Genomic DNA, 13,557 nt, shown 5'->3' with positions numbered 1-13,557 from the left:
GGCGTCACTTCTCCGGCGGCGGCACCGCGCCGGTCTGGCTGGTGATCAGGCCGTAATGCTCGATGCGGCGATGCTGGGCAAAATTGAAGATCGTGGTCTTGCCGAACGTCGTGGCGTCGAGATCGCAGGCGTGAACCAGGACTTCGTCGCCCTCCGTCTTGGCCTCGGCGACGATCTCGCCATCGGGATCGACGATCAGGCTGCCGCCGAACAGCGGATGGCCGTCCTCGACACCCGCCTTGGCCACCGCGACCACCCAGGTCGCGTTCTGATAGGCGCCGGCCTGCACCGAGAGACGGTTGTGGAACAGCCGCTTCTCGACGCCCTCCTCGCTCTTCTCCGCATTCACCGACGGCGTGTTGTAGCCGATCAGCACCATCTCCACGCCCTGCAAGCCCATGACGCGATAGGTCTCGGGCCAGCGCCGGTCGTTGCAGATGGCCATGCCGATGATGCCGCCCAGCTCGCGCCAGACATTGAAGCCGAGATCGCCCGGCTCGAAATAACGCTTCTCCAGATGCTGGTGCGACCGCTTGGTGTCGTAGTCCACATGCCCTGGCAGATGGACCTTGCGATATTTGCCGACGATCTTGCCGGACTTGTCGGTCAGGATCGCGGTGTTGAAATGGTGGCCGTCCGGCGTCAGCTCGGCATAGCCGAAATTCATCGCCATCTGATGCTGCGCCGCACGCTCGAACAACGGCTTGGTCGCTGCGTTCGGCATCTCGCGCTCGAACCAGATGTCGGCCTCCGCCCGGTCCTCCGAATACCAGCGCGGGAAGAACGTCGTCAGTGCCAGTTCCGGGTAGACGATCAGGTCGGCGCCTTTGGCTTTCGCCTCGTCCATCAGCGCGATCATGCGCCTGACCACGGCCTCGCGGCTGTCGGCCTTCTGGATCGGGCCCATCTGGGCGGCGGCAACAGTGACGATACGCATCAGCGAGTTCCTGATTTCTTGGTGAGGCTGGGGATCGCAGCTTGAGGGGCGTGCCGGCGCGCGCAGCATAACGCGGTCCTGCGCCGTTTTTCCAGCCAAGCAGCTTTCATGCCGTCCGCCCCCATTCGGCATCCTGCAAAAGCCGCCAGTTGATCTTGTTGCTGGCGGTGCGCGGCAGCTCATCGACGAAGACGACGGCGCGCGGCGCCTTGTAGCTGGCCATCGCGCCGCGAGCCCAACCGACGATGTCGTCCGCCGAAATCGTCGCGCGCGCGGCTTCATCGAGCACCACCAGCGCCTTGACGGTCTCACCGCGGTAGTCGTCGGGGGTCGAGACGATGCAGCATTCCCGGATGGCGCGGTTCTGGTACATCGCGGCTTCCACTTCGGCCGGCCACACCTTGAAGCCGCTGACATTGATCATCCGTTTGAGGCGATCCACCGCGAAGAAATAGCCTTGGGCATCGCGATAGCCGAGATCGCCGGTGCGCAGGAACCGCTTTCCCGAGCGCTCGATGAAGGACTCAGCGTCGGCCTGCGGCCTGTTCCAGTAGCCTTGCAGCACCTGCGGCCCGTGCACGACGATCTCGCCGACGACATTGTCGTCGAGCTCGATCAAGGTCTCGGGATCGACGATCCTCGCATCGGTCTCCTGCACGGCAATGCCGAGACACTGCCGCTTCGGGGCCGCCATCGGATTGAGATGGGTCGGCGACATCGTCTCGGTCATGCCGTAGCCCTCGACGAAATCGAGGCCGAAGCGGCCTTTGAGCCGTTCGGCTACCGCGGTCGGCATTGCCGCACCACCTCCGGTCAGCACCTTGAGTTTCGCAAAGCACCGATCGCGGAACCGGACGCTTGCGAGCACGTCGACGATCATGGTCGGCGCGGCGTTCCAGAACGTGACGCCGTAGGTCTCGAACAGATCCGGCAGCAGATCCTTGTCCCAGCGCGCCATCAACAGCAGCGTGGCGCCTGTTACCACCGCGGCGTTCATCGAGCCCTGCATGCCCGCGACATGGAACAGCGGCATGAAGCCGGTCATCACGTCGCTGCCGTCGAGTCCATACCAGCGTGCCTGCAGGACTGCGGTGAACAGCGCGCTGCGATGGGTATGCATGCAGGCCTTGGGCTTGCCTGTTGTCCCCGACGTATAGGGCAGGATCATGAGATCGTCCGGCCCCGCGCTCATTGCGCCTGGCTGCAAACCTTGCGCGATCGCAGATGACCAGGAATGCCAGCCTGGCGACGGCGGTATCTTCGACGGCGCCTCGGTGATGCATGAAGGCAGCGTATAGGGCGTGGCGGCCGGCACTTCGTCGCGATATTGTGCGACGATCGTATGGGAGATGGCTTCGCCCACCAGCGGCACGAATATTTCGCTCAGTTCGCTTCCAATGATCGCGACCCTGGCGCCGCTGTCTTCGGCAAGATACGCGATCTCAGCCGTCTTGTTCATCGGATTGACCGGCACGATCACGGCGTCCGCCCGCATCACCGCGTAGTAGGCGATGACATATTGCGGCGAGTTTTGCAGCGCGATCATGACGCGATCGCCGCGCTTCACGCCGCAAGCGTTCTGCAGGAAGCCGGCCAAGGCATCGACCCGTGCGCGTAGCTCGGCATAGCTCAGGCTCGCACCATAAAACACCGTCGCCGGGTGCGACGGCCGATCCTTCGCCGCGCGTGCCAGCGCGTCGTACAGCGTCCCCTCCGGCATCGCGAGATGCCAGGGCTCGTCCGCCGGCCAGGCCGGCGAGCGGTAGGACGCTGCGGGGTCTGCGCTCACCCGTGCTCCTCGTCTGCGATGTCGAGGCCGTGGTCGAGCGCATCCAGCAGCCGCTCGGCTTCCTGCTCCGAGATCACCAGCGGCGGCGCCAGGAACAGCGAAGTCTGCTCACCGCTGGTTCCAATCACGGCGCCCGCCTCCAGTGCGCGCTCCGCCACGCGCGAGGCGATCGGGACCTCCGTGGTGTCGGCATGCCAGGAGCGCCAATCCGGACCGTGCAGCTCCACCGTCCAGTGCAGCCCCTGCCCCGCCACGCGCTGCACACTCGGATGTTTTTGCGCGATCGCGAGCAGCCGGCGAGTGAACAACTTTTCCAGGCTCGCCACGCGCTCGAGGATTTTCTCTTCGCTGACGACCTTCAGGTATGCGCTGACGGCGGCCATGCTGATGGGATGGCCGCGCAGCGTGCCGTAATTCTGCCAGCTCGTGCCCTTGAGCCGCTCGATGATGTCTTTCGACACCACGACCGCCGCGACCGCAGCCGCTCCGCCGCCGAGCGATTTTCCGAGCGTCACGATATCGGGGCGGCTTTCAGCGCCCTGGAACGCGAACCAGCGGCCTGCGCGGCCCGCGCCGGTGACGACCTCATCCGCGATCCAGTACGATCCCGCTTGCCGGGCGTGGCGCGCCACCTCGTCCTGATAGGCGCCGTCGTAGTAGATGCCGCCCTGGGTGTAGTCGATGATCGTCGCCGCGGTGTCCGACAGCAGCCGCGTGGCATCCGTCAGATATTCGCTGGGCGGCGTGTTGTTGGCCGGCGCGCCATAGATCGCGCCATCCGGCGCCGGGAGAATCCGCACCGGTGCCATCGGCGCCGGTAGCTTCGAGCCGCCCGCGTGCACCGCGAGGCCGCCGTGCCATTGCGGCTGCACCGTCATGCTGCGCGACAGGCCGGTGATGCCGTGATAGGCGCGCTCGCGCGTCGCCAGCGCAGACCGCTGCGTCAGCGCCTGGCAGAGCGACAGCGCCATGTCGTTGGCCTCACTGCCGCTGATGCAGAAGCGCACCGCGCCGACCCAGTCGTCTTCGCCTTTGAATGCGGTGATCATCAGGTCGTCGGCGGCCTGTTCGCGGCCGACCCAGGTCCAGCCTTCGTTCACGACGGGCGTATCGGCCGCGCGGCGGATCGCCTCCACCATCGCGGGGTGACGATGGCCGAGGCCGCCGCCGGTGTTGCTGCCGTCAATCAGCTTGCGGCCATCGGACAGGTGAAAGTAGACGCCCTCGCCGCCGACGACGGCCATGGGCGCGCTGTCGCCCGCGTTCAGCCCGGTTCGCAACAATCTGCTCATCGCAATCCCCTCACTCCGCGGCCGCGGCGCCATAGCCGCCGCCGCCGCACATCTCGATCGTGACGAGATCGTCTTGCTGCAACACCAGGTTCGATTTGCCGTCGATGGCGACGTTCGCGCCCTGCCTGATCAGCGAGATGCGGCAGGCCTTGCCGGCTTCGCCGCCCTGCATGCCGAATGGCGGGATCACCATGCGCTCGATGCAGGTGGTCAGGTGCATCGAAGGCGCGAGGATGCGATAGGTGCGAACCGAGCCGTCACCGCCGCGATGCGCGCCCGCGCCGCCGGACTGCCGGCGAATGGCCTGCTGCTCCAGGCGGATCGCGTAGCTCGCCTCGATCACCTCGACCGGCGTGTTCGACGTATTGGAGAGATGCACGCGCGTCGCCGACATGCCGGCCCGATCATGCCGCGCGCCCTCACCACCGCCGTGAACCTCGTAGAGCATCTTCCACGAGCCGTTCTGACGCGGCTCGGCAAAGAACAAGACGCCCGCGGTGGTCGCGCCACCGGCTGACAAGCGCTCCGGAATAGTGTCCTGCATCGCGCGAAAAATCGCATCGACGATGCGCATGGACGTCTCGTGGTTGCCGGCGGCAACGGACGCCATCCAGCCCGGCTCCAGGATCGAGCCCGGGCGTGTGATGATGGTCAAAGGCCGGAGCGCGCCCGCATTCTGGTGCATGTCGCGGCCGCTCATGATGCGTGCGGCATAGGCGACAGCTGAGCGCGCCATGAACGGCGTCGTGTTGCAGAAATTGGAGACGCGATCGCAACTGCCGGAGAGGTCGAAGGTCGCCTCGTCGCCGCGAATGGTGATTTTCACATGGATGCGCGCAGGTGCATTGTTGACGCTGCCGTCGTCGAGATAATCTTCGCCCTCGTAGACGCCATCGGGCAGGTCGCGGAGCGCCTCCCGCATCTCGATTTCGGAGAGATCGTGCAGGCGCGATTGCGTCGCCGTGAACACCGCCTTGCCGTGCTCGCGGCAGAGTTCGACGATGCGCCGCTCGCCGGCCTTGGTCGCGGCGATCTGCGCGAGCAGGTCGCCCTCACAGGATTCGGGATCCCGGACGTTGGCCTTGAGCAGCTGCACGATCGGCGTATTGACGCCAGCTGACGTGGCGATCAGCACCGGCGGAATCCGCATCGCCTCCTGGAAAGTGTCGATCGCCTTGGCAAAATAGCTGCCGGGCCAGGTGCCGCCGATGTCGGGCCAATGCGCGAGGCTCACCGCGAACGCCACGATCTCGCCGTCGACAAAGACGGGACGCACGACCTTGACGTCGTTGAGGTGATTGCCGCCGAGCGCGCCGACATTGTAGATCAGCACGTCGCCGTCGTTCAGGCTCTCGACCGGAACGACCTTCAAGAGTTCGGGGATCGTGTAAGCCATCGCGCCGAGATGGATCGGGATGTCGCGGCCCTGCCCGACCAGGCCGCCGCGGCCATCCGTGATTGCTGATGAGAGATCGCCGGCCTCGCGCAGCAGCGGCGAGCGCGCCGAGCGCGTCATCACCAGGCTCATTTCCTCGGCCGCGGCCGAGAGCCCGTGCCTGATAACCTCGACGACGAACGGATCGAGCTTCATGCCGCCCTCCGCGTCAGGAACAGATTGCCTGATACATCGGGTTTAGCTTGCCAGCCCGGCGGGACCACCACCGTTGACCATGCGTCTTCGATGATCGCGGGGCCGCTGACGACATCGGCCAATTTGGCGCGATCGATGATGGCGGTCGGGATATCGTGGAGGCCGTCGAATGAGCAGGCTCGCTTGCCTGATGAAACCGCCCTCACCGCAGTCGCCGGCCGGCTCACCACCGTCGTCGACGGGCGCCGCGCCTGCATGCGCACGGATTCGATGACGCAGGGCTCGCTGGTCGCATAGCCGAACAGTTCGTGATGCCGCGCCAGAAAGTCCTTCTTCAGCTTGGTCACGTCGAGCGGCAACGTGAACGGCACCGGAATGGCATCGTTCTGCGCCGCGTAGCGCATCAGCGCCACCAGCTCGACCTGGATCTCCGCCTGCGCAACGCCGTTGGCGATCAGCGGCGCCGACGCATCGTCCATCAGCGTCCCGATCCGCTCCGACACCCGGGCGAGATCGATACCGTCGAGGGCGGCGCGTAGCGTCTGCTGCTGGAGGAAGCTGAAATCGGCGGTGAGACAGCCCAGCGCCGAGAATGCGCTCGAAGCGCTCGGCACGACAACCTCTGCAATCCCGTAGAGATCGGCAAGGCCCGCGGCATGCATCGGACCGCCACCGCCGAAGGCGAGCAGCGTGCAGTCGCGTCCGTCGATACCACGTTCGACCGTGACGCGGCGAAGCGCACGGGCCATCGTCGCATTGGCGACCTTGATGATGCCGAGCGCGGTTTCGGTCAGACTCAGCCCCAGGGCGCGCGCGATCGGGTCGATGACGCGTTCCGCGGCCTTGATGTCGATGCCGATGCGGTCGCCAAGCTTGGTCTCGGGATTGAGATAGCCGAGCACGGCATTGGCATCGGTGATGGTCGGCTCAGTGCCGCCGCGGCCGTAGCAGGCCGGCCCCGGCTCGGAGCCGGCGCTCTCCGGCCCGACCGTCAGGCCGCCGGGACCGTTTCGCACGATCGATCCGCCGCCGGCCCCGATGGAATGGACCGCAAGCATCGGCTGACGCAGCGGCTTGTCGCCGAGCATGCGGCCGTCGGTCATCTCGGCCTGACCGTCGACGATCAGGCAGACGTCCGTCGTGGTACCGCCCATGTCGAAGGTGAGCATGCGCGATGTGCCGAGCTGGCGCGCGATGCTGACCGATGCGGAGACACCGGCGGCCGGCCCCGACATCGCCATCACCAGCGGCCGCCGCTTCACGGCCGAGATCGGGACCATGGCTCCGGCCGAATGAAACACCTGCAAGCCGGCGCCGATCGGCAGCCGCTGCTCCAGCTCGCTGAGATATTCCACCGCGATCGGCATCGCGGCCGCGTTGAACACGGTCGCGGACGTCCGTTCGTATTCGCGCGCCTCGGGATTGACCTCATGCGACAGCGAGACGTGGGCGACGACGCCCTTGAGGCGCTCGCCCAGCATCTTTTCGTGCACGGGATTGGCGTAGGCGTGAAGCAGTGCGACCGCGACGCTCTGCACGCCGGTCTGCTTCAGCCAGGCCACCAGACGCTCGATCTCGGTCTCATCCAGCGCCTTCAGCACCCGGCCCTCGTGATCGAGGCGCTCGGCGAGCCCAAAGCATCGTTCGGGCGGCACCAAAGGCGGTGATTTCGGCGGAATGTCGAGACGATAGAGATCGCGGCGGCGATAGCGCGCAATCTCCAGCACATCGGCGAACCCTTCGGTCGCGACCAGCGCCACCTTCGGCAGCCGGTTCTCGACGATGGCGTTAGTCACGCGCGTGGTGCCGTGCACGAAGCGCCTGACCTCGCTCTTGCGCAGGCCCACCGCCTCGATCGCCTCCAGCATCGCCTGAACCGGCGCGTCGGGGCGCGACGGCACCTTTGCGATCCGCGCCTCCGCGGAGTCACGCCTGATGGCGATGATGTCGGTGAAGGTGCCGCCGATATCGGTGCCGACTTCCCAGTGATTTTCGGAGGAACTCATGTGCGGGGTCAGTTACGGATGACGTCCGAACCGGACGCCGGGTGCTTGCCGTCCATCGCAACGTCCAATGCCAAACCGAGAGCGCTCATCATCATCCCCTGTCATGCCACCGCCTGCGAGCGTGCGACAGAGCGATGGGCTCGGGATAGGGCCAGAGTTGTCGCAAACCACTAGACCAGCGCAGGACCGACATCATGCAGCGCAACACCGGCTGCACGTTTTGGTGCAGCCATGCCCGCGCAGAGAGCACACGAACGCGAACCGTTCCACGCGACAAACGTGCAGCGCACCACGGATTTCTCCGCGCAAATCGTGACGCCCGCTGCACTGCAATCGGAGCACTCAAAAACGTCTGTCTAATTTCCAGGCGATTGAACGGCGTTGCGGGATAGCCGCATGCCTACGAGCTATGCACGACGGTCGGCTCAGCTTCTCTTTATTGTACGAACAGTAAGAGAGGATATTGCCGGGTCGGATGGTGCGTCGCGGCGACCGCTGCCGATGCAAGCCGCGATTCTCGCAAGCAGCGGCGCGGCATCCTCGACCCGCAGCCGCCCGTAGCCGAACACCAGGCCCTGCCGCGTCGGCTGCTCCAGAAAGTTTTGCGAGAGCGGCTGGACGTGGATGCCGGCCTGCTTCAGGACCGCGGCCGCTTCTCGGTCGCTCCTCCGTGCCTGCATCGCGTCAGTGAACAGCGCCACCAGATGCAATCCGGTGACGGCGGAGGATACGGTGAGATCGTCAGGCATCAGCGCTGTGATCGCATCGATCAGTGCCTTCCGGCGCGCGGCGTAGATCCGCCGCATCCCGCGCAGATGCCGCAGCAGGTGCCCTTCCCGCATGAACTCGGCCAGAGCGAGCTGTCCGATGCCGGAGGTATGCACATCGATGCGCGCGCGGCCCCTGGAAAAGCCCTCGATGAAATGCCTGTTGGCGACGATGTAGCCGAGCCGCAAATTCGGCATCATGATCTTCGAGAAGGTACCGAAATAGATCACCCGCCCCTCGCGATCGAGCGAGCGCAGCGAGGCGATCATGCTGTCCTGGTGCCTGAACTCCGAATTGTAATCGTCCTCGATCACCCAGACGTCGTTCTTGTTGGCCCAGTCGAGCAGTTCGAGCCGCCGCTCCAGCCCCATACTGACGCCGAGCGGATATTGATGCGACGGCGTGACCACGATCAGCTTCGCGCCCGGTGCGCGCCGGATTCCTTCTGAGACGACGAGGCCCTTGTCATCGACCGGAATTGGAACGAGCTTCGCGCCGGCGGCCGTGAGCGCCCACCGGGCCTCGACGAAGCCGGGCTCCTCGACCCAGACCTCGTCGCCGGGATCGAGGATCATCCGGCTGCAGAAATCAAGCGCGCCCGATGTGCCTGAGGTGACGACGACCTCTTCCGGCGAGCAGACGAGCCCGCGCACCGAGCCGAGGAAGTTCGCGATCTCGCTCCGCAAGCGCGGATGGCCCTCCGAGGGAAGATCGAGACACTCCTGCTCTCTTGGATTTTGCCAGGACTGGCGCAACAGGCGCGACCAGTCCTTGAATGGGAAGGTCGAGATGTCAGGCGCGCCCGGGCTGAATTCCGACGGCCAGTTGGTCTCGTAGTCGAAGGCAAGCAGCGAGCGCCAGCGCTCCGACATGTGGGCGGGCTTGGCCGCAGGCGACGTCGCGGACGAAGGCGCGGCATGTGGGGTCGCCACTGACGCCACCATGACACTGCCGCGCGGCATCGATGCAAGATAGCCCTCGGCGTAGAGCAGATCCCAGGCGGTCAACACCACCGTGCGCGAGCAGCCCAATTCGCGCGCGATCTCCCGGGATCCCAGAAATTGCGTTCCAGCCGGAAAGACGCCGCGCAAAATGCCGTCGCGGATGTGCGCCGCGATCTGCAGATGCAGCGGCACGGCCGAATTCCGGTCGATATGCATCCCGGCAAGGGACACGCGCTTGCTCGGGTGACGGCTGTTGTCCATGTCTCGCCCGTCAGGCAACGCAGGTCCTATCCACCGTCATTCCGGGGCGCGCCACTTGGCGCGAGCCCGGAATCCATTTTCCCTCTTTACGTGCGGCGCGATGGATTCCGGGTTCGCGCTTCGCGCGCCCCGGAATGACAACGCGACTCTTCCTTACGCGCTCGCCTGGGTCACGAACTTCGTGTTCAGGTAACCCTCGATCGCCTCGAGGCCGCCCTCGGAGCCGTAGCCGGAATCCTTGATGCCGCCGAACGGCACTTCCGGCAGCGCGAGGCCATGGTGGTTGATCGAGACCATGCCGCTCTCGATATCGGAGCCGATCGCCTGCATCGTCTTGCTCGAGGTCGTGTAGGCATAGGCCGCAAGGCCGTACGGCAGGCGGTTCGCCTCGGCCACCACCTCGTCATAGCTGCGGAACGATGTGATCGGGGCAAGCGGTCCGAACGGCTCCTCGTTCATGATGCGGGCATCGCGCGGCACGTCGGTGATCACAGTCGGCTCGAAGAAGAAGCCTTCGTTGCCGATGCGCTTGCCGCCGGCCTGCACCTTGGCGCCGCGCTGCACAGCGTCGGAGACCAGACCTTCCATGGCGTCGACGCGTCGCGGGTTTGCCAGCGGGCCCATGCGGGTGTCCTTGTCGAGGCCGTTGCCGACCTTCAGGTTCTTGGCCGCGGCGACGAACTTGTCGACGAAGGGCTGATACACGCTCTCATGCACCAGGAAGCGCGTCGGCGAGACGCAGACCTGGCCGGCATTGCGGAACTTGTTGGCCGAGAGGATCTTGGCGGCGTTGTCGAGATCAGCGTCCGCGAACACGATTGCCGGCGCGTGGCCGCCGAGCTCCATGGTGACACGCTTCATGTGCAGGCCCGCGAGTGCGGCCAGATGCTTGCCGACCGCGGTCGAGCCCGTGAAACTGATCTTGCGGATGATCGGGTGCGGAATGAGATATTCCGACACTTCCGACGGCACGCCGAACACCAGCTGGACGACGCCGGCCGGAATGCCCGCGTCGGCGTAGGCGCGCACCAGCTCCATGCAGCTTGCCGGGGTTTCTTCCGAGCCCTTGACGATGATCGAGCAGCCGGCGGCGAGCGCGGCCGAGATCTTGCGGACCGCCTGGTTGATCGGGAAATTCCAGGGCGTGAACGCGGCGACCGGGCCGACCGGCTCCTTGGTCACGAGCTGGGAGACATTGCCCATCCGCGGCGGCACGATGCGGCCATAGGCGCGGCGGGCCTCCTCGGAGAACCAGTCGATGAGGTCGCCGGCAAGCATGGTCTCGCCTTGGGCTTCCACGACCGGCTTGCCCTGCTCCATGGTCATCACGGGTGCGATCTCGGCGGCGCGCGAGCGGATAATGTCGGCGGCCTTGCGCATCAGCTTGTAGCGGTCGAACGGCGAGGTCTTGCGCCAGATCTCGAAGCCGGCCTTGGCGGCCTCCAGCGCGCGGTCAAGGTCCTGGCGCGAGGCGTGCGGGGTCTTGCCGATCGGCTGGCCGGTGGCGGGGTTGAGGATGTCCTCCGACTTGCCGGAGGTGCCGTCGGTCCACTCGCCGGCGATGAACATCTGAACTTTCGGGTACATCCCTGGTGTCTCCTGCATGATTTCGGCGGCGATCAGCATTGGCGCCCGGCCGCCTCATAAGTGAGCGCAGAGCTACACCGAAAGGCGGCCGGCGAAAAGAGATCAATGATGCCGCAGCAGCGCGAGGATGGTATGCGCAACAGACGACATGGCGTCGTCCCGATACGATTATTTTTCCGTCACACCAGGCTCGACTTGCCGCGGCTCAGCACCTCGCCCGCGCCCTTGTCGCCGACGATCCTGCCCTGCTCGTACACCACGCGGCCCCGCGCGATGGTGGTGACAGGCCAGCCGGTGACGTCAAAGCCCTCCCACGGCGTATAGTCCGCGCCGTGGTGCAGGTCGGCCTGCTGAATCGTCTTTGTCAGCTTCGGGTCCCACAGCGCGATGTCGGCGTCGAAGCCGACGCCGATCGAGCCCTTGCGCGGATAGAGCCCGTAGATCCGCGCATGATTGGTCGCAGTCAGCTCGACGAATTTCTGCAAGCTGATCCGCCCCTTCGAGACGCCTTCGGAGAACAGGATCGGCAACCGGGTCTCGACGCCCGGGATGCCGTTCGGCACCCAGCGGAACGAGGTGCGTGCATTCGGCGTCAGCTTGCCCTTGGGGTCGTCGTAGCGGAACGGGCAGTGATCGGACGAGAAGGTCTGGAACACACCGGTGGTGATGCCTTCCCAGATCGCCTGCTGGCTTTCGGCATCGCGCGGCGGCGGCGAGCAGACATACTTTGCGCCTGACATGTCCATGTTCAGGCCCTTCATGTCGTCGGCCGTCAGCGTGATGTATTGCGGACAGGTCTCGGCATGCACCGGCAGTCCGCGCTGCTGGGCCCAGCGCACCTGCTCCATCGCCTCGCGGCCGGAGACGTGGACGATCATGATGGGGACGCCGATCACCTCGGCATGGCTGATGGCGCGATGCGTCGCCTCGCGCTCGACGGCCTCCGGCCGCGACACGCCGTGATAATAGGGCGCGATATGGCCCTCGCGTTCGAGCTTGGCGGTGAGGAAACGGATCGCGTCGTAACCCTCGCAATGGACCATGACCAGCGCCTCCTCGCGGCGCGCGACGTCGAACACTTCCAGCAGCTGCTTGTCGCTGAGCACGAGGTCGTCATAGGTCATGAACACCTTGAACGAGGTGTAGCCATCCTTGACGAGAGCCGGCAGCTCCTGCCCGAGCACGACTGCGGTGGGGTCGGAGATGATGAGGTGGAAGGCGGTGTCGATGTAGCACTCGCCCTCGGCGAGCTTGCGGTAGTTCTCGACGCAGGTGCGCAGCGACGTCCCCTTCTCCTGGAGCGCGAAGGGTAACACCATGGTGTTGCCGCCGGCCGCCGCCGCGCGCGTTGCCGAAGCAAAATCGTCGGCCATCACGACGTCGGGGCCAGAGGCCTGGGAGATGTGGACGTGACTGTCGATCCCGCCCGGCAGCGCCAGCAGCCCCGTCGCGTCGATCTCGCGCGCCGCGCCTTCAATGCGGTCGGCGATGCTGACGATGCGTCCGTCGCGAATGCCGATATCGGCGCGAAATTCGTCGCTGGCCGTCACGATGGTGCCGCCGCGAATGGCGAGATCTAGCTGCGTCACAGGTGTCTCCGTCACTTGATGATCGCTGATGTCTGGAAGATCCGGCCCCACGCCGTAAGGGCCGCGATGTCGCCACCGGCGAGTTCGAGCGTCCGCCACAGCGTGACCGCGACCGAGTCCAGCACGGCGATGCCCAACTCCCGTTCGAGTGCTGCAGCCAGCGCGGCGCCGTCGAGATTGGTGCAGAGAATGACGACGGCATCGGCGCCGTCCGCCGCGACCGCGCGGATCATGTCGGCGATCGTCGCGGGCGTGACCTCACCGAAGGAAAAGTTATCGCGCAGGCCGAGATGCCGCTCGGCGTGAGGGGCGATCCCCTCCTCGGCCCAGACATCGCCGATACGCCGTTGCACGTCGTCCGTATAGGGTGAGACCAGGCCGACGCGTCCGGCGCCGAGCGCCCGGACGGCGTCGATGCAGGCGAGCGTGGAGGTCGTCGCCGGGATATCGGTCCGCGCCGCGATCGCTTCGCACAGGCTCCGGTCGCGGCCGGTACCGAGCCAGCTTGCCGACGTGCCGTTCCAGGCAATGGCATCGACCTTGGCGTCCGCCAGCAGATCCGCCGCCGGCAGCATCACCGAGGCATCGAACTGGTTCAGCGCCGCGGCATCGAGCGCGATCTCGGTGACGCGGAAGCGCGAGAAATGAACGGTGACTCCGGCCACGCCATGCAGCATGGAATTGGTGACGGGCTCCAGCACCGAGTTGGACGACGGGGTAATCATGCCGAGGCGCTTGCGCTGAATTGACATCGATCACGATCGCCCCATTGAGAGAGCGCACCGCTGCGCCC

At 65.8% G+C, this 13,557-nt stretch carries 9 protein-coding genes; all 9 read right to left on the bottom strand.

Features of this window, described 5'->3' with window-relative positions; genetic code table 11:
- Nucleotides 1-4 precede the first annotated feature (4 nt).
- The 9 genes from AB7535_RS07470 to AB7535_RS07430 all read right to left on the bottom strand — a co-directional run bounded on the left by AB7535_RS07470 (nt 5) and on the right by AB7535_RS07430 (nt 13,516).
- Entirely contained in the window at nt 5-937 is a 933-nt protein-coding gene (locus tag AB7535_RS07470) for an N-carbamoyl-D-amino-acid hydrolase (RefSeq protein ID WP_028148445.1), read from the bottom strand.
- Between the two features lie 106 nt (nt 938-1,043).
- The gene (locus tag AB7535_RS07465; RefSeq protein WP_354075049.1) at nt 1,044-2,726 is read right to left on the bottom strand and encodes a long-chain-fatty-acid--CoA ligase; all 1,683 of its coding nucleotides are present in this window, start codon (nt 2,724-2,726) and stop codon (nt 1,044-1,046) included.
- A complete protein-coding gene (locus AB7535_RS07460; protein WP_085403212.1) occupies nt 2,723-4,018 on the bottom strand; it encodes a class-III pyridoxal-phosphate-dependent aminotransferase in 1,296 nt (431 codons plus the stop codon). Before AB7535_RS07460 ends, AB7535_RS07465 begins: the two co-directional genes overlap by 4 nt.
- A 10-nt stretch (nt 4,019-4,028) precedes the next feature.
- Nucleotides 4,029-5,609 (bottom strand): hydantoinase B/oxoprolinase family protein, encoded by a 1,581-nt coding sequence (locus AB7535_RS07455; RefSeq protein WP_085403146.1) that lies wholly within the window; start codon nt 5,607-5,609, stop codon nt 4,029-4,031.
- On the bottom strand, nt 5,606-7,615 hold the full coding sequence (locus AB7535_RS07450) for a hydantoinase/oxoprolinase family protein (protein ID WP_085403145.1): 2,010 nt from the start codon (nt 7,613-7,615) through the stop codon (nt 5,606-5,608). Before AB7535_RS07450 ends, AB7535_RS07455 begins: the two co-directional genes overlap by 4 nt.
- Before the next feature lie 425 nt (nt 7,616-8,040).
- On the bottom strand, nt 8,041-9,588 hold the full coding sequence (gene pdxR, locus AB7535_RS07445; protein ID WP_085403144.1) for a MocR-like pyridoxine biosynthesis transcription factor PdxR: 1,548 nt from the start codon (nt 9,586-9,588) through the stop codon (nt 8,041-8,043).
- 153 nt (nt 9,589-9,741) lie between these two features.
- Complete coding sequence (locus AB7535_RS07440; protein ID WP_439037256.1) at nt 9,742-11,175, bottom strand: NAD-dependent succinate-semialdehyde dehydrogenase; 1,434 nt, start codon at nt 11,173-11,175, stop codon at nt 9,742-9,744.
- A 179-nt stretch (nt 11,176-11,354) separates the two neighbouring features.
- Nucleotides 11,355-12,764, bottom strand: coding sequence for a dihydropyrimidinase (gene hydA, locus AB7535_RS07435; protein WP_085403210.1), 1,410 nt, complete (start codon nt 12,762-12,764; stop codon nt 11,355-11,357).
- An 11-nt stretch (nt 12,765-12,775) separates the two neighbouring features.
- On the bottom strand, nt 12,776-13,516 hold the full coding sequence (locus tag AB7535_RS07430) for a maleate cis-trans isomerase family protein (RefSeq protein WP_085403143.1): 741 nt from the start codon (nt 13,514-13,516) through the stop codon (nt 12,776-12,778).
- Nucleotides 13,517-13,557 lie beyond the last annotated feature (41 nt).

Origin of the sequence: Bradyrhizobium sp. 956_D2_N1_4 (genome assembly GCF_052076025.1) — a bacterium.
Classification (GTDB): domain Bacteria; phylum Pseudomonadota; class Alphaproteobacteria; order Rhizobiales; family Xanthobacteraceae; genus Bradyrhizobium; species Bradyrhizobium barranii.
This window is presented reverse-complemented; position numbering and strand designations above follow the sequence as displayed.

What these genes read in the sequence shown, in the direction of transcription:
- AB7535_RS07470 (WP_028148445.1), bottom strand. Translation starts at nt 937, where the DNA reads ATGCGTATCGTCACTGTTGCCGCCGCCCAGATGGGCCCGATCCAGAAG.
- AB7535_RS07460 (WP_085403212.1), bottom strand. Translation starts at nt 4,018, where the DNA reads ATGAGCAGATTGTTGCGAACCGGGCTGAACGCGGGCGACAGCGCGCCC.
- AB7535_RS07455 (WP_085403146.1), bottom strand. Translation starts at nt 5,609, where the DNA reads ATGAAGCTCGATCCGTTCGTCGTCGAGGTTATCAGGCACGGGCTCTCG.
- AB7535_RS07450 (WP_085403145.1), bottom strand. Translation starts at nt 7,615, where the DNA reads ATGAGTTCCTCCGAAAATCACTGGGAAGTCGGCACCGATATCGGCGGC.
- pdxR (WP_085403144.1), bottom strand. Translation starts at nt 9,588, where the DNA reads ATGGACAACAGCCGTCACCCGAGCAAGCGCGTGTCCCTTGCCGGGATG.
- AB7535_RS07440 (WP_439037256.1), bottom strand. Translation starts at nt 11,175, where the DNA reads ATGTACCCGAAAGTTCAGATGTTCATCGCCGGCGAGTGGACCGACGGC.
- AB7535_RS07430 (WP_085403143.1), bottom strand. Translation starts at nt 13,516, where the DNA reads ATGTCAATTCAGCGCAAGCGCCTCGGCATGATTACCCCGTCGTCCAAC.